General features: G+C 64.0%; 13 protein-coding genes and 2 rRNA genes (1 of these 15 running past the window's edge). 6 read left to right on the top strand and 9 right to left on the bottom strand.

What is annotated here, in order from left to right:
• Both ACAM58_RS23670 and rrf read left to right on the top strand, forming a co-directional pair.
• A 23S ribosomal RNA gene (locus tag ACAM58_RS23670) occupies nt 1-2,653 on the top strand; it begins 220 nt to the left of the window's first position.
• Between the two features lie 128 nt (nt 2,654-2,781).
• Nucleotides 2,782-2,894, top strand: a 5S ribosomal RNA gene (rrf, locus tag ACAM58_RS23665).
• Nucleotides 2,895-3,003: 109 nt separating this feature from the next.
• Here rrf and ACAM58_RS23660 read toward each other — a convergent pair.
• The 5 genes from ACAM58_RS23660 to hppD form a co-directional block, all read right to left on the bottom strand.
• Nucleotides 3,004-3,933 (bottom strand): MBL fold metallo-hydrolase, encoded by a 930-nt coding sequence (locus ACAM58_RS23660; RefSeq protein WP_015867531.1) that lies wholly within the window; start codon nt 3,931-3,933, stop codon nt 3,004-3,006.
• Complete coding sequence (locus ACAM58_RS23655) at nt 3,934-5,625, bottom strand: AMP-binding protein (protein ID WP_015867530.1); 1,692 nt, start codon at nt 5,623-5,625, stop codon at nt 3,934-3,936. It lies immediately after the preceding gene.
• Between the two features lie 143 nt (nt 5,626-5,768).
• Nucleotides 5,769-6,647, bottom strand: coding sequence for a phenylalanine 4-monooxygenase (gene phhA / locus ACAM58_RS23650; protein WP_015867529.1), 879 nt, complete (start codon nt 6,645-6,647; stop codon nt 5,769-5,771).
• Between the two features lie 17 nt (nt 6,648-6,664).
• Nucleotides 6,665-7,465 (bottom strand): transporter substrate-binding domain-containing protein, encoded by an 801-nt coding sequence (locus ACAM58_RS23645; protein WP_015867528.1) that lies wholly within the window; start codon nt 7,463-7,465, stop codon nt 6,665-6,667.
• 28 nt (nt 7,466-7,493) lie between these two features.
• Complete coding sequence (gene hppD / locus ACAM58_RS23640; RefSeq protein ID WP_369663673.1) at nt 7,494-8,621, bottom strand: 4-hydroxyphenylpyruvate dioxygenase; 1,128 nt, start codon at nt 8,619-8,621, stop codon at nt 7,494-7,496.
• Between the two features lie 154 nt (nt 8,622-8,775).
• Between hppD and ACAM58_RS23635 the strand changes: the two genes are divergently transcribed.
• The 4 genes from ACAM58_RS23635 (at nt 8,776) to lnt (ending at nt 12,644) form a co-directional block, all read left to right on the top strand.
• On the top strand, nt 8,776-9,249 hold the full coding sequence (locus ACAM58_RS23635) for an Lrp/AsnC family transcriptional regulator (protein WP_015867526.1): 474 nt from the start codon (nt 8,776-8,778) through the stop codon (nt 9,247-9,249).
• Between the two features lie 109 nt (nt 9,250-9,358).
• Complete coding sequence (locus ACAM58_RS23630) at nt 9,359-10,087, top strand: GNAT family N-acetyltransferase (protein WP_015867525.1); 729 nt, start codon at nt 9,359-9,361, stop codon at nt 10,085-10,087.
• Nucleotides 10,088-10,176: 89 nt separating this feature from the next.
• The gene (locus ACAM58_RS23625; RefSeq protein ID WP_015867524.1) at nt 10,177-11,055 is read left to right on the top strand and encodes an HlyC/CorC family transporter; all 879 of its coding nucleotides are present in this window, start codon (nt 10,177-10,179) and stop codon (nt 11,053-11,055) included.
• Entirely contained in the window at nt 11,055-12,644 is a 1,590-nt protein-coding gene (gene lnt, locus ACAM58_RS23620; protein WP_369663672.1) for an apolipoprotein N-acyltransferase, read from the top strand. Before ACAM58_RS23625 ends, lnt begins: the two co-directional genes overlap by 1 nt.
• A 20-nt stretch (nt 12,645-12,664) precedes the next feature.
• Here the strand turns inward: lnt and ACAM58_RS23615 are convergent, their stop codons facing one another.
• From ACAM58_RS23615 to ACAM58_RS23600, 4 genes are read right to left on the bottom strand one after another with little or no spacing between them, the layout of a single operon-like run.
• Nucleotides 12,665-14,038, bottom strand: coding sequence for an FAD-binding oxidoreductase (locus ACAM58_RS23615; protein WP_369663671.1), 1,374 nt, complete (start codon nt 14,036-14,038; stop codon nt 12,665-12,667).
• 9 nt (nt 14,039-14,047) lie between these two features.
• Complete coding sequence (locus tag ACAM58_RS23610; protein ID WP_015867521.1) at nt 14,048-14,851, bottom strand: ABC transporter permease; 804 nt, start codon at nt 14,849-14,851, stop codon at nt 14,048-14,050.
• Nucleotides 14,848-15,678, bottom strand: a complete 831-nt coding sequence (locus tag ACAM58_RS23605) for an ABC transporter ATP-binding protein (protein WP_369663670.1) — start codon at nt 15,676-15,678, stop codon at nt 14,848-14,850. The genes ACAM58_RS23610 and ACAM58_RS23605 overlap by 4 nt, the downstream gene beginning before the upstream one ends.
• An 11-nt stretch (nt 15,679-15,689) precedes the next feature.
• Nucleotides 15,690-16,676, bottom strand: coding sequence for an ABC transporter substrate-binding protein (locus tag ACAM58_RS23600; protein WP_015867519.1), 987 nt, complete (start codon nt 16,674-16,676; stop codon nt 15,690-15,692).
• Nucleotides 16,677-16,685 lie beyond the last annotated feature (9 nt).

The following is a 16,685-nucleotide window of genomic DNA, read 5'->3' as shown; positions in this document are numbered from 1 at the left end:
CGAGATTCCGAAAGTAGTGGCGAGCGAAATCGGAGAAGCCTGTTAGTGATAGCACAAGACATAACGGAACAGTTTGGAAAGACTGGCCATAGCGGGTGATAGCCCCGTACGTGAAATGACCTGTGTGGTACTGAGCTAACGACAAGTAGGGCGGGACACGAGAAATCCTGTCTGAATATGGGGGGACCATCCTCCAAGGCTAAATACTCATCATCGACCGATAGTGAACTAGTACCGTGAGGGAAAGGCGAAAAGAACCCCGGGAGGGGAGTGAAATAGATCCTGAAACCGCGTGCTTACAAAAAGTAGGAGCCTCGTAAGGGGTGACTGCGTACCTTTTGTATAATGGGTCAGCGACTTACATTCAGTGGCAAGGTTAACCGAATAGGGAAGCCGTAGAGAAATCGAGTCCGAATAGGGCGATCAGTCGCTGGGTGTAGACCCGAAACCAAGTGATCTATCCATGGCCAGGATGAAGGTGCCGTAACAGGTACTGGAGGTCCGAACCGACTAGTGTTGCAAAACTAGCGGATGAGCTGTGGATAGGGGTGAAAGGCTAAACAAACTTGGAAATAGCTGGTTCTCTCCGAAAACTATTTAGGTAGTGCCTCAAGTATTACCATCGGGGGTAGAGCACTGTTTTGGCTAGGGGGTCATGGCGACTTACCAAACCAAGGCAAACTCCGAATACCGATGAGTACAGCTTGGGAGACAGAGCACCGGGTGCTAACGTCCGGACTCAAGAGGGAAACAACCCAGACCGCCAGCTAAGGTCCCTAAAATTGGCTAAGTGGGAAACGAAGTGGGAAGGCTAAAACAGTCAGGATGTTGGCTTAGAAGCAGCCATCATTTAAAGAAAGCGTAATAGCTCACTGATCGAGTCGTCCTGCGCGGAAGATGTAACGGGGCTAAGCCAGTTACCGAAGCTGCGGATTTGCAATTTATTGCAAGTGGTAGGAGAGCGTTCTGTAAGCCTGTGAAGGTGCGTTGTAAAGCGTGCTGGAGGTATCAGAAGTGCGAATGCTGACATGAGTAGCGTTAAAGGGGGTGAAAAGCCCCCTCGCCGTAAGCGCAAGGTTTTCTACGCAACGTTCATCGGCGTAGAGTGAGTCGGCCCCTAAGGCGAGGCAGAGATGCGTAGCTGATGGGAAACAGGTCAATATTCCTGTACCGTTATATAGTGCGATGTGGGGACGGATCTTAATAGGTCATCCGGGTGTTGGATATCCCGGTTTAGTTGGATGTAGGCGTGCATTAGGCAAATCCGGTGCACATATACCGAGGCCAACGATCGAGCGGACTTGTCCGTGAAGTGACTGAACGAGGTTCCAGGAAAAGCCACTAAGCTTCAGCTATATACGACCGTACCGCAAACCGACACTGGTGCGCGAGATGAGTATTCTAAGGCGCTTGAGAGAACTCAGGAGAAGGAACTCGGCAAATTGACACCGTAACTTCGGAAGAAGGTGTGCCCTATTAGTGTGTAGTGAACAACGAAGCATGAATGGGTTGCAAAAAATCGGTGGCTGCGACTGTTTATTAAAAACACAGCACTCTGCAAACACGAAAGTGGACGTATAGGGTGTGACGCCTGCCCGGTGCTGGAAGATTAAATGATGGGGTGCAAGCTCTTGATTGAAGTCCCAGTAAACGGCGGCCGTAACTATAACGGTCCTAAGGTAGCGAAATTCCTTGTCGGGTAAGTTCCGACCTGCACGAATGGCGTAACGATGGCCACACTGTCTCCTCCTGAGACTCAGCGAAGTTGAAATGTTTGTGATGATGCAATCTCCCCGCGGAAAGACGGAAAGACCCCATGAACCTTTACTGTAGCTTTGTATTGGACTTTGAACAGATCTGTGTAGGATAGGTGGGAGGCTTTGAAGCAGGGTCGCTAGATCTTGTGGAGCCAACGTTGAAATACCACCCTGGTGTGTTTGAGGTTCTAACCTAGGTCCATTATCTGGATCGGGGACAGTGCATGGTAGGCAGTTTGACTGGGGCGGTCTCCTCCCAAAGCGTAACGGAGGAGTTCGAAGGTACGCTAGTTACGGTCGGACATCGTGACGATAGTGCAATGGCATAAGCGTGCTTAACTGCGAGACTGACAAGTCGAGCAGATGCGAAAGCAGGACATAGTGATCCGGTGGTTCTGTATGGAAGGGCCATCGCTCAACGGATAAAAGGTACTCTGGGGATAACAGGCTGATACCGCCCAAGAGTTCATATCGACGGCGGTGTTTGGCACCTCGATGTCGGCTCATCTCATCCTGGGGCTGTAGCCGGTCCCAAGGGTATGGCTGTTCGCCATTTAAAGAGGTACGTGAGCTGGGTTTAAAACGTCGTGAGACAGTTTGGTCCCTATCTTCCGTGGGCGCTGCAGATTTGAGGAAGCCTGCTCCTAGTACGAGAGGACCGGAGTGGACACACCTCTGGTGTATCGGTTGTCACGCCAGTGGCATTGCCGAGTAGCTAAGTGTGGAAGAGATAACCGCTGAAAGCATCTAAGCGGGAAACTCGTTTCAAGATGAGATCTGCCGGGGCCTTGAGCCCCCTAAAGAGTCGTTCAAGACCAGGACGTTGATAGGTCAGGTGTGGAAGCGCAGTAATGCGTTAAGCTAACTGATACTAATTGCTCGTGCGGCTTGACCCTATAACTTTGATCAATCAGATCAAGGTGTTATGCCAAGTTGACGCATTCAAAATAATTCGCCAAAAGCTGATTCCAAACTCTATGAATTCGTTGTGTTGATCATGTGATCAGCACGACAACAAGTTATGCCTGATGACCATAGCGACGTGGTACCACTCCTTCCCATCCCGAACAGGACAGTGAAACGCGTCAGCGCCGATGATAGTGCGGGTTCCCGTGTGAAAGTAGGTCATCGTCAGGCTCTTACAGCCAGGAAAAGCCCAACACGGTGTGTTGGGCTTTTTTCTTTGCAGCTTTAAAAAGCGCGTCATCTTTCGGTGGCGCGCTTTTTTTATTCCAGCAGACAAAGATCAGATATTGCGGATGCCCGAGGAGTCCATCTCCGCCGCACCTGCGCCGATCAGTTCGTGCAAGACGTCCCCGGCCAGTTGCTCCAATTCCACGTCGGCAAAGAAGCGCGAACGAACGATATCCACATACGACGTGCTGCGGACCCAGGCTTTCCAGTCGTCAAGGGCAATGGACTGCACCTCCAGCAGCTTGAACTTCATCAGCACCTTGATGGCGTGCCGCGCATGCTTCACGGGGTCGCGCTGAAGACCCTCGAGCCGGCGGCGCGCCGTGGCCAAGGCTTTGCCGACATCGCCAAAGACCGAACCATGGCCCGGGATCACCTGCAGCGGCCCCAGCGCCTCGATCCGATCCAGCGTCACAGCCAGATCGCCGAATGACGGTTCGCCCACGAGTTCGGGAAAGGCGACGCCGAAGCCGCTTTCCCACAGGGCGTCCGCCGAGATCAGCGTCCGTGAAGCGGGATCGAAGAGGATGATCGAGTGGGGATCATGGCCAGGCGCGCCATGCACCTGCCACGGGATGCCGCCGAGCATGCATTCGGTCCCGGGCCGCAAGAGGCCGGTGAACCGGAACCGCGGGCAGGTCTGTCCCGTCGCAAGAAAACTCAGCCCGCGCTCATCCCACCGCTCCACCAACGCCGCCTCGCCGGGCGGAATGTCTGTCCGGACCGCCGGGTAGCGCTGCTGCAGCGCCGCGTTGCCGCCGCAATGGTCGCTGTGCAGATGCGTATTCACGATGCGGTCGAGTGGCCGGCCGCCCAGTGCCGATTCGACCAGTGCCAGTGTCTGATCGGCATGCGTGCAGTACCCGGTGTCGACCAGCGTGGTCTCGCCGGCCCCGGTGAACAGGATGTTGTTCGACGACAGCCAGCCGCGCTCGAAGACCACCAGATTCGCCGGCAGCCCGGCCGCGGCGCGATCGTTCATTCAGGCGCCCGCGCTGGTGCGCAACTCGCGCCGCAGGATCTTCCCGACATTGGTCTTCGGCAGCGAGTCGCGGAATTCGATGTGCTTGGGCCGCTTGTAGCCGGTGAGCTGTCCATTGCAGTATTGCAGCACGGCTTCCTCGGTGAGCGCCGCATCCTTGCGCACGACAAAAACCTTGATCGCCTCGCCCTGCTTTTCGTCGGGCACACCGACAGCCGCGCACTCGACGACGCCGGGACACAGCGAAATGACGTTCTCCAGTTCGTTCGGAAAGACGTTGAAGCCGCTCACCAGGATCATGTCCTTCTTGCGGTCGACGATGCGGCTGTAACCATCCTCTTGCATGACGGCGATGTCGCCGGTGCGCATGAAGCCATCGGGCGTGAAGGCAGCGGCGGTCTCGGCGGGCTGGTTGTAGTAGCCGGTCATGACGTTGGGCCCCTTGATGCAGAGCTCGCCCGGCGTGCCGACGGGCAGGGAGTTGCCTTCGTCGTCCTTGATGGCGATCTCGATGCTGGGCAGCGGCAAGCCGATGGTGCCGGTGAAGCTGGTGTTCGACACCGGGTTGTTGGTGCCGATCGCGCAGGTCTCGCTCATGCCCCAGCCTTCGATCATCGGGCAGCCGGTGGCCTCGAACCAGCGCCGTGCCGTGCCTTCGGAGGCGGCCATTCCGCCCGCCTGCGAAACGAACAGCGTGGAGAAATCGATCGACTTGAACCCGGGGTGCATCAAGAGCGCATTGAAGAGCGTGTTCACCGCCGGCAGCATGTGGAAGGGCCGCTTCTTGAGCACCGCAATGAACTTGCCGAAATCGCGCGGATTGGGAATCAGCGTCATGTGCGAGCCCTGGCGGATGACCAGGAGGCAAAGCGTGAGCGCGAAGATGTGATAGAGCGGCAGCGCCGCGATGCTGTTGACCTTGGCCAGGTCGCCCGCCCGCGACAGCGCCGGCGTGAACCAGGCCTCCGCCTGCAGCGTGGCCGCGACGATGTTGCGGTGGGTCAGCACCGCGCCCTTGGACAAACCCGTGGTGCCGCCGGTGTATTGCAGGAACGCGATCGAATCGAGCGTGCTCTGGTCCGGCGCCAGCGCGCGCCCGCGCCCTTCTTCGATGACCTTGGAAAACGGCGTGACGCTGCGGCCGTTGCCCAGCGGCAGCTTGTACGGCGGAACCATCTTCGCCAGGTGGCGGACCGCCACCGTGATCCAGGCGCCATAGAGTCCGCCGAGCAGGTCGCCCATCGAAGTGATGACCACGTGCTTCACGGGCGTGCGCTCGATCACCTGTTCCAGCGTCGCGGCGAAGTTCTCGAGGATGACGATGGCCGTGGCGCCCGAATCCTTGAGCTGGTGCTCGAGCTCGCGCGCCGTGTAGAGCGGATTGACGTTGACGCAGGTGTAGCCGGCGCGCAGCACGCCGCACATCGTGACCGCGAACTGGGGCACGTTGGGCAGCATGATGGCGACCCGCGCGCCGGGCTCGAGGCCCAGCGATTGCAGCCACGCGCCCAGGGCCTTCGACAGCGTGTCGAGCTCGCCATACGACATCCAGCGCTCCATGCAAACCGAGAACGGCCGATCGGCATAGCGGGCGAAGGCCTCGTCGAACATGTGGGGCAGGGACCGGTACTGCCCGGGGTCGATCTCGTGCGGCACGCCGGCCGGATAGTTCTGTCGCGCGGATGTCTGCATGCAAGCTCCTTTTGCGCGGATTGTGGGAGCCAGACACATCTGGCCGCCAGCGGGCTTGTCCTAGGAGCAGGGCATGCGCTGTCGCGCACGCGATAGTGAACCGCAGCGCATGCATGCCGCCGCAATCACTTCGAAAGGAGCGTTCAGGCCCGGCCGGACTCGCCCGGCAGCAGCACCCCGGCCGGAATGTCGGGCAGGGCGTCGAGCGCCTGGTAGAGCGGCGTGAAGTCGGGAGCCGTGAGGTCGAAGAGCTGCGCGAAGCTCTCGATCACGAAGTAGTTGCTCTGGTAGGTGTCGATCTTGTAGCTCGTGCGCATGGTGCGCAGCAGGTCGAGCGGCAGCCGGTGCGGCTCGTCGCTGCGCACGGCGTGCTGCAGTTCGCCGACGGAACTCAGGATGCCGGCGCCGTAGGCTCGCAGGCCGTCGGGCTGGCGGATCAGGCCGAACTCGACCGTGTACCAGTACAGCCGCGCGAGCTTCTCGCCCGCGCCGAGCTCATGCGCCTTGATGCCTCCCTGGCCATAGCGCTGCACGTAGTCGGCAAAGACCGGGTCGAACAGCATCGGCACATGGCCGAACAGGTCGTGGAACACGTCGGGCTCGACGATGTAGTTGAACTCCTCGGGCTTGCGGATCCAGTCGGTCACCGGAAACTTGCGGTTTGCGAGCAAGGTGAAGAACGGCAGCTCGGGAATCAGCCCCGGCACCGCCACGATTTCCCAGCCGGTGGCGCGGTGCAGCCGCTCGTTGATCTCCTCGAAGCGAGGGATGCGGTCCTTCACGCCCAGCAGCGGCAGCGCCTTGATGAATGCGTCGCAGGCGAGGCCCGGCAGCTGCGCGGCCTGGCGTTCGTAGAGCCGCTGGTAGGTCTCGTGGTCGGCCGGCGTGTAGCTGGCCCAGTCCTGCGGGCAGGTGTAGTCGGCAAGCACCGCCCCGCCGCGCGAGTAGTCGCCGCGCGGCGGACGGTCCGAAGCGCCGTAGACGGCGGGCGTGACGACAGCGGCTGCTGCAGGGGTGTCCATGGGAATGCTCTTTCGGTTTATTTGAGCCAGCGGTCCATCACGCGCTGGAAGTCGCCGCCGGCTTGCTGCAGGTGCAGCCATTGGTCGACGTAGGCCTTGAAGGCCACGTCGTCGCGCGGCAGCATCCAGGCCATTTCGCCGTATTGCAGCGGCTTGTCGGGGTTGATCGCGCACAGGCCCGGCTTGAGCTTCTGCTGCGTGATGGCTTCGGCGGATTCGGTCACGAACACGTCGGCGCGGTTGGCAAGGATCTCGTCGAAGATCGTCACGTTCTCGCCGTGCAGCGTGAGCTTGGCCTGCTTGAAGTTGGCGCGCGCAAAGCGCTCGTTGCTGCCGCCCGGATTGAAGATCACGCGGGTGGAAGGCTTGTCGATGTCGGCCACGCTCTGGTACTTGGCAACGTCGGCGCAGCGCGCAATGGGCGCCTTGCCGTTCACCATGTAGGGCGCGCTGAAGAAGGCGCGCTTTTGCCGGTCGGTGGTCACGGAAACGCCGCCCACGGCGATGTCGCACTTGCCGGCGCCGAGGTCGGGCAGCAGGTTGGCCCAGGTGGTCTTGACCCATTCGGGCTTGGCGCCGAGGCTGGCGCTGAAGCCCGCCATGAGATCGACGTCGATGCCCTCGAACGCGCCGTCGGCCTTCTGGAAGCTGAAGGGCTTGTAGTCGCCCGGCGTGCAGATGCGCAGCACCGCCGCCTTCTGCACCGCGTCGAGGTGCGAGCCGCCCGCCGGGGCGGCCGGCGCCATGGCGCAGCCCGAAAGAAGAACAGCGGCGGTTGCCGCAGTGAGGGTCAAGCCGATCGAGAACGTGCTGCGCATGGAGGCTCCTGGCCAGTGAAAAAGGCGCTTATTTTGCGGCCGACAGCACGCCGCGGCGCATCTGGTCGAGCTCGATGCTTTCGAACAGCGCCTTGAAGTTGCCGTTGCCGAAACCGTCGTCGCCCTTGCGCTGGATGAACTCGAAGAAGATCGGGCCGAGCTGGTTCTCGCTGAAGATCTGCAGCAGCAGCGCGTCCTTCTTGCCGTCGATCAGGATCTTGCGCTTCTGCAGCTCGGCCACGCTTTCGCCATGGCCGGGAATGCGCTTGTCGACCAGCTCGTAGTAGGTGTCGATGGTGTCGAGCAGGGTGACGCCGTTGGCGCGCAGCGCGTCGACGGTCTCGTACAGGTTGTCCGAGCCCATCGCGATGTGCTGGATGCCTTCGCCGCGGTACATGTCCAGGTACTCCTGGATCTGGCCGGCCTGCTCCTTGCCCTCTTCATTGATGGGGATGCGGATCTTGCCGCAAGGGCTGGTCATGGCCTTGCTCTTCACGCCCGTGACCTGGCCTTCGATGTCGAAGTACTTGATCTCGCGGAAGTTGAAGAGCTTCTCGTAGAAGCCGGCCCAGACGTTCATGCGGCCGCGGTACACGTTGTGCGTGAGGTGGTCGATGTAGGTCAGGCCGTTGCCCTTGGGCGCCAGCGCATCCTGCGAGGCCACGCCCGGCAGCGGTTCGAAGTCGACGTCGTAGAAGCCGATGTTGCCGATGTCGCCCGGCTTCGCGCCGTTCTTGCCGGGCCAGCGGTCGACCAGGTAGATCAGGCTGTCGCCGATGCCCTTGATGGCGGGAATGTTCAATTCGCCCGGACCCGCCTTGTCGGCAAAGCCCCATGCGCCGAGCGAGATCGCGCGTTCGTTGGCCTGCTTGGCGTCCTGCACGCGGAAGGCGATGGCGCAGACGCTCGGGCCGTGTTCGCGCGCAAAGCGCTGCGCGAAGGAGTCGGGCTCGGCGTTGACGATGAAATTGATCGTGCCCTGGCGGTACAGCAGCACGTTCTTGTGGCGGTGCCGCGCCACGGCCTTGAAGCCCATGCGCTCGAACACCTTGCCCATCGCGACCGGATCCGGCGCCGCGTATTCGATGAATTCGAAGCCGTCGGTTCCCATGGGGTTCTCCCAGGGCGTGAAGGGGGGCGCGTCGGTGTGGCTCATGGGGGTCTCCAGAAGTGGGGTTCGAATGAAGGAAATAGCGAACGGGTGGGCGAGAACGACCAGTGCTGCACTGTAGAGCGGATGCCACTCACGTTTTCAGCGTTATTGGGCGCCGAGGAGATGCGTGGCGCAGTAAAACTGCGAAAATGCCGCCATGGAAGCATTAGACAAGATCGACAGGCTCATTCTGCGCACGCTGCAAGCAGACGGGCGCGCCACCTACGACCAGATCGCCGAGCAGGTCAGCCTTTCCCCGAGCGCCGTGCTGCGGCGCGTCAAGCGGCTGGAGGAAAGCGGCGTCATCGACCGCTACGTCGCGCTCGTGCGCCCCGAAGTCATCGGCCTGGGGCTGACCGCCTACCTCAATGTGCGCCTCGAAAAGCACACCGAAACCCACAAGCGCAACCCCATGGACCTGTTCCGCGCCAGCGTCCAGACCTGGCCCGAAGTGGTCGAGTGCGCGGCGCTCACCGGCGAGATGGACTACCTGCTGCGCGTGGTGGTCGCCGACATGGGGCATTACAGCCGTTTCATCATGGACACCCTGCTCAAGCACCCCAGCGTGGAGGATTGCAAGACCAGCTTCGTGCTCGACCGTGTCAAGGCCACAACAGCCGTGCCGGTTTAGCCAGCTGATGGTTGCGTGAACGACACGCTCTCTGGTATTGATTCACAAATGTCGCCCGAAAGTACCCCTGCAGGCTTGGTGTTTAAGGGAAAACCCTTATATTTGAGCCATGCTTACCGCCAAGACCCTCCTGAAGGCGTCTCTCGGCCTCGGCTCTTTCCTGAAGGCGCCGATGGTTGAGGCGCAACCGCGCGCAGCCTCTGCGCCGCAACCCGTCATGGTGCCGATCCGCTCGATCGGCCCGCGCGAGCGCGACCGCATCGCCCAGCACCTGCTGGCGCTCACGCCGCACGACCGCTACCTGCGCTTCGGCTACGCCGCGGGCGACGAGCAGGTGCAGCGCTACGTCGACGGGCTCGACTTCGAGCGCGACGAGCTCTTCGGCATCTACAACCGCCGGCTCGACCTGATCGCGATGGCCCACCTCGCGTTCGCGCCGGACGCGCAGCACAGCGACTGCGCCGAATTCGGCGTGTCGGTGGCGGCGCATGCGCGGGGCCGCGGCTACGGCGCGCGGCTGTTCGAGCGGGCCGTGGTCGTGGCGCGCAACGAAGGCGTGGGCATGCTCTTCATCCATGCGCTGAGCGAAAACGCCGCCATGCTGAAGATCGCCCGCAACGCCGGCGCCACCGTGGTGCGCAGCGGCTCGGAATCCGAAGCCCACCTGCAGCTGCCGAGCGCCACCTTCGACAGCCGCATGAGCGAGATCGCGCTCGAGCAGTACGCAGCGGTCGACTACCACCTCAAGACCCGCGCCAAGCAGTTCTGGGCCTTCCTGGCCAGCCTGCAGGAAGTGCGCAGCGGCATGCGGGACGCGCGCAGCAAGTCTGCCCCCTGAATACCTGAAAAGCGCCCCTGGCGGCCACGCGGTAGAGCCTGTCACGCGCAATCCGGTATCCTTGTATCTCTTCAACTACGCCTCCCGCAGTGGCCGACCCTCACCCTGAACGCGCACCCGTCGAACGGGAAGACAAGCGCGGCTTTCTCCAGAAGCTGGCCGAATTCATCCACCCCGGTCCCGACTCGCGCGACGAGTTGATCGAAACCCTCGCGGACGCCGAGGACAACGAGGTGATCGGCGCCGAATCGCGCGTCATGCTCGAGGGCGTGCTGCGCATGGCCGACATGACGGCCGGCGACGTGATGGTCGCGGCCCCGCGCATGGACCTGGTGAACATCGACGCGCCCTTCGACGCGCTGCTGCACCTGGTCATCGACACCGCGCACTCGCGCTTCCCGGTGTACGAGGGCGAGAAGGAAAACATCATCGGCATCCTGCTCGCGAAAGACCTGCTCAAGCTGCAGCGCGCGCCGGGGCTCAACATCCGCGCGCTGCTGCGGCCCGCGACATTCATCCCCGAGAGCAAGGGACTGAACGACCTGCTGCGCGAGTTCCGCGGCAACCGCAACCACCTGGCGATCGTGATCGACGAGTTCGGCCGCGTGGCCGGCCTCATCACCATCGAGGACGTGCTCGAGCAGATCGTCGGCGAGATCGAGGACGAATTCGACATCGCCGAGGACGAGGGCGACATCTTCGGCCTGGCCGACCACACCTACCGCGTCTCGGGCGACACGCCGATCGAACGCGTGGCCGAGGCCTTCGGCATCGTCTTCGACGAGGAGCAGCTGAGCGAAGACTTCGACACCATCGGCGGGCTCATCGCGCACGAGATGGGGCACGTGCCCAAGCGCGGCGAGCACCACGCGATCGGCGGCTTCGACTTCGTGGTGCTGCACACCAAGGGCGGGGCCGTGCGCTGGTTCAAGGTGTCCCCGGCCCGCGGCAGCGACGCGGCCGACTGATGCCGCTGCCGGCAGCGGCCACGCTCCGCACGTCTCCCGCCTTTTCCGCCGTGGGCCTGCTGCGCCTGCTGGCCTTTGCCTTCGCGGGCCTTGCGCAGGCCGCGGCCATTGCCTGGCCCGCGAACGGCCGGCCGCTGTGGTGGCTGCAGCTTGTTTCGCTGGCGGTGCTCGTCGGACTGCTGGACTGGCTGCGCGCCGAGGGTGCGGGCTGGCGCCGCGCCGGGCTGCATGGCTGGCTTTTCTCGACCGCCTGGCTCACCGGCAGCTTCTGGTGGCTCTTCATTTCGATGCACACCTACGGCGGGCTGCCGGCGCCGCTCGCGGCCATTGCGGTGCTCTCGCTCGCGGCCGCGCTCGGGCTCTATTACGCGGTGGCCTGCGCCTGGTTCGTCGTTCGCGGGCCGCGCGGGCCGGTGGCCGGCGCGCTGGTGTTCGCCGCGCTGTGGACGCTGGCCGAGCTCGTGCGCGGCAGCTGGTTCACCGGCTTTCCCTGGGGCGCGGGCGGCTATGCGCACGTCGAGGGGCCACTGGCGGCCTGGGCGCCGTGGATCGGCGTGTACGGCATCGGCGCAGTGGCTGCGCTGGTGGCCGCGCTGGTGGCGCTGACCCGGCCCGCGCGCAGCATCGCGCTCGCGCAGGCCCTGGTGCTGGTCGCCGCTGCATTCGCCGCGCCGCACCTCGTGGCACCGCTGCCCGGCGACGCGCAGGGCGCCAGGGGTTCGAGCGGCAAGCTGCAGCTCGCGCTGCTGCAGGGCAACATCCCGCAGGACGAAAAATTCATTCCGGGCGGCGGCATCGACCTGGCGCTGCGCTGGTACGGAGAGCAGCTGCGCGATGCCAAGGCCTCGCTCGTGGTGACCCCCGAAACCGCACTGCCGCTGCTGCCGCAGCAACTGCCCGAGGGCTACCTGGAGGCGATCCAGGCGCGCTACAGCCAGGGCACGCAGGCGGCCATCGTCGGCCTGCCGCTGGGCGGCCAGGGCACCTACAGCAACGCGGTGCTCGGCTTCCAGCCCGGTGCGGCGCAGCCCTACCGCTACAGCAAGCACCACCTGGTTCCGTTCGGCGAATTCATTCCGCCGGGCTTTCGCTGGTTCATCCGCATGATGAACATCCCGCTCGGCGACTTCGCGCGCGGCGGCCTGGCGCAGGCGCCCTTTGCCTGGCAGGGCCAGCGCATTGCGCCGAACATCTGCTACGAAGACCTGTTCGGCGACGAGATCGGCGCCAACTTCAAGGACGAGGCCACGGCGCCGACCATCCTGCTCAACGTGAGCAACATCGCGTGGTTCGGCGACTCGGTGGCCATCGACCAGCACCTGGCCATCTCGCGCATGCGCTCGCTCGAATTCGCGCGGCCGATGGTGCGGGCCACCAACACCGGCGCCACGGTGGTCATCGATGCCGAAGGCCGCGTCACGCACCAGCTGCCGCGGCTCACGCGCGGCGTGCTCGAAGCCTCGGTCGAAGGCCGCACGGGGCTCACCCCCTTTGCGCGCTGGGTCGCGCACTTCGGGCTGTGGCCGCTGTGGATTGCGGCGATCGCCATCGTGGCCATCGCCTTCGTGCTGCGCCGCCGCCAGGGCTGACCCGGCGGCGCCCGTCGTCGTCAGACCTCCGCCGGCACCGCCTTCACGGGCCAGTCGCGCAGCTTGCCCGGGTTCAGCAGGCCCATCGGGTCGAAGCGCTTCTTCATCTCGATGACCTCGGGCGGCAGCGGCCCGCCCGCCTTGCCGTCCTCCACGATGTTCACGTGCGGGTTGTTGATGTGCACGCCGCGCGCGCGGTGGATGCCGATGATCTCCGCGAGACGCTCCTCGGTGCTGAAGCGCACCAGCTGCAGCCCGCTGCAGGTCATGAGACCGGCCACGTTGCGGATGAACTCGGTGTGCATCATCACCTCGCCGCCCAGCAGCTGCTCCATCTCGATGATCTGCTCGACGTGCCGGCCCGGCACGAAGCCGCTCTGCAGGTAGGTGAGCGTCGGATCGACCTTGAGCGCATGCAGCGTGGTGTGGTTCCAGGTGAACTCCATCAGCGTGCGGTTGCTCTTTTGCACCTCGGCCGCGGTCCTGCGGTAGCTCACGGTGCCGCCGTGCGCCTCGGCCAGCTGCAGCATGGCCGGCTCGCAGGACTCGGCCACCAGCGACAGCACCGTGTGGCAGCCCTTGGGCAGGTGCGCCGCGAGTTGTGCCAGGTGGTCCGAGATCGGCGCGGCGAAGAAGGCGATCTCCCGCTTCACGATGCCGGGCGCATTCGCGAGCTTGTCGGCGAAGTGCAATGCATCCGCGAAGCTGTCGAAAGTCACCAGCGTCTCGAGCCAGGGATGCGCCGGCGCCAGTGCGATTTCCAGCTCCAGCACCAGCCCGTTGGTGCCCCAGAGGTGGTGCATGCGCATGGCCTCGGCGCCGCGCAACTCGATCACCTGCGGCTCGGGCTCGATGGTCATCGCGCGGATGCCCAGCACATTGCCGGGCGCGCCCAGCGGCCCGTAGTTGATGGAGCCCACGCCGCCGAAGCCGCCGCCGAACAGGCCGCCGAGCGTGGCGCTGCGGTAGGTGGAAGGCATGCTGCGCATCTCCTGGCCCGAGGGCTTGGTCTGCTTCTCGAGCTCGCCCAGGCGGATGCCGGCCTGCGCGCGGGCCACGCCGGGCTGCATCCACAGGAAGGCGTTGTAGCCGGTCATGTCGAGCACCACGCCACCCGCGAGCGGCGTGGTCTGGCCGTAGTTGCCGGTGCCGCTGCCGCGCAGCGTGATCGGCACGCCGCGGCGCGCGCAGGCACCGACCACGGCGCGGATCTCGTCCTCGGTGCGCGGACGCACGGCCACGTCGGCGCGCTTGTCCTTCAACTGTCGGTTCAGCACGGGGCTGAACCACGAGAAGTCCTGCGACAGGCGCGTGACGCGGCCCTCGTCGGTGATCCAGTCGAGGCCGGGCAGTTCGAGCCGCAGCTCTTCGATGGCGGAAATGGAGGCGGTCATGGTCAAGGTTCAATCCTGGGAAAGTTCGCTCGCGTGCCACGAGCCCAGCGCCAGCTTGGTGAGCCAGGCCATCAGCACGAAGAGCGCGACGCCGGTCAGGGAGATCAGGAGCAGGGCCGCGAACATGCGCGGGATGTTCAGCTGGAAGCCGGCCTGGAGGATCTGGTAGGCCAGGCCCGCGCCGGAGCCGCCGGTGCCGGCCACGAATTCGGCCACCACCGCGCCGATCAGCGCCAGGCCGCTCGAGATGCGCAGCCCGCCAAAGAAGTACGGCAGCGCGCTCGGGATGCGCAGCCGCACCAGCTGCTGCCAGCGCGTCGCGCGGTTGAGCTTGAAGTAGCTCTGCAGGTCGGGGTCGATGCTGCGCAGGCCGAGCGTGGTGTTGCTGATGATCGGGAACAGCGCCACCAGCGCGGCGCACACCGTCATGGCCGCCACCGGGTTCTTCACCCAGATGATGATGAGCGGCGCCACCGCCACGATGGGCGTCACCTGCAGCAGCACCGCATACGGAAAGAGCGCGGTCTCGATGCGCTTGCTCTGCACGAACAGGAACGAGATCAGCACCCCGGCCACGGTGGCCAGCAGGAACGACAGCAGCGTGATCTTGAGCGTGACCAGGAGCGCGCTGCCGAGCGGCGCCCAGTCGGTCACGAGCGTCTGCACCATGAGGAAGGGCGAGGGCACCAGGTAGGGTGGCAGTTCCATGGCCACCACCATCCATTGCCACAGCGCGACCAGCACCACGCCGATGAGCAGGGGATAGAGCACGCGCTGCACGCGCGGCTGGCTCAGGAGGGGCGGGCTTTTCATCGTGCGTGCTCCTCGTCGCCCTGGCTCGCGCGCAGCAGGCTGTCCTGCAGGCGCCTGGCGTGGCGCGCGAATTCCGGCGTCACCATGAAGTCGGGTGTGCGCGGGTAGGGCTCGTCGATGTGGAACTGCTCCACCACGCGGCCCGGCCGCGCGGCCATCATCACCACGCGGGTCGACAGGAACACCGCCTCGTGGATCGAATGCGTCACGAAGATCACCGTGAGCTTCTTCTTGCGCCAGAGGTCGAGCAGGTCGGCGTCGAGCTTGTGGCGCGTGATCTCGTCGAGCGCGCCGAAGGGCTCGTCCATCAGCAGCAGGTCGGGCTGCGTGACGAGGCCGCGCGCGATCGACACGCGCATCTGCATGCCGCCCGAGAGCGCGCGCGGCAGTGCATCGGCAAACTTCTCGAGCCCCACCAGTGCGAGCGACTCCATCACCCGCGCGTCGGCCTCCTTGCGCGGCACGTCGGCCAGGTCAAGCGGCAGCCGAACGTTGGTGCGCACGCTGGCCCACGGCATCAGCGTGGCCGACTGGAACACGAAGGACAGCTTGTGCGGGCAGCTGTGGATCTCCGCCACCGGCTTGCGCCACACCAGCAGCCGCCCGTCGCTCGGCTCGAGCATGCCCGCCACCATCTTGAGCAGCGTGCTCTTGCCGCAGCCCGAAGGCCCGAGCAGCGTGACGAATTCGCCTTCGGCGATCGACAGGTCCACCGGCAGCAGCGCCTGCGTGCCGTTGGGGTAGGTCTTCTCGGCCGAGAGCACTTCCACCGCGGGCACGGCAGGCGCCGCGGGCGGCGCGAGGGTGTGGGGTTCGATGCGGTTCATGGGTGGATGGCTCAGGGCAAAACCTTGGCGTCCTTGACGAACTCGGTGGTGTAGGTCTTGGCGAGTTCCACCTTTGCCGGGTCGAGCAGCTTGGCGCCCACGAGGAAGTCGTAGCTCGCCTTGGAACGCGCATCGGTGATCACGCCGATGCCGAGCTTGGCCGCATCGCCGCCGGTGACCATGCCCATTTCCTTGAGCTTGGCCACGCTGTAGGCCAGCTGGTCGTCGGTCATGTTGGGGTTGTCCTTCTTGATCAGCGCATTCGCGGGCGCCGGATCGGCGAGGTAGCTCTTCCAGCCTTCGGCCGAGGCCTTCACGAAGGCTTCCACCTGCTTGCTGCGGTCCTTCACGGTCTTTTCCATGCACGACACCGTGGTGGCGTAGGCCGGGAAGCCGTGGTCGCTGAACATCAGCACGGTGCTCTTCACGCCGGCCTTCTGGATCGCGTAGGGCTCCGAGGTCAGGTAGCCCTGCTGCGCGGCGTTCGGGTCGGCCACGAAGGGCTGGATGTTGAAGGTGTAGGGGCGCGTCTGTTCGTCCTTGAGGCCGAACCTGGCCTTGAGCCAGGGCCAGTAGCCGCGGTTGGCCTGCGCGCCGATCAGCAGCGTCTTGCCCTTGAGGTCCTCGAACTTCTTGACGTCGTCGTGCGCGATCAGCACCTGCGGATCCTTCTGGAAGAAGGCCGCCACGTTGACCACCGGCACGCCACCTTCGCGCACCTGCATCATCTGGATGTCGCTCGAACCCATGATGCAGTCGGCCTGGCCCGCGGCCATCATCTGCGTGATGTTGACCTGCGGGCCGCCCATCTTGATGGTCACGTCCAGGCCGTGCTTCTTGTAGATGCCCAGCGCCACCGCCTGGTAGAAGCCGCCATGCTCGGCCTGCGCATACCAGTTGGTCATGTAGGTGAACTTGTCTTGCGCCTGGGCCGGTGCGGCCGCGGCGAACAGTGCGAGCGCGGCGGCGCCGGCCATGGAAAGAGCAAAGGAGCGCATGGTGGGAAC

This window comes from Variovorax sp. V116, from assembly GCF_041154435.1.
GTDB classification, from domain to species: domain Bacteria; phylum Pseudomonadota; class Gammaproteobacteria; order Burkholderiales; family Burkholderiaceae_C; genus Variovorax; species Variovorax paradoxus.
Note: the sequence above shows the minus strand (reverse complement) of the source record. Positions and strands in the feature narration are given on the sequence as shown.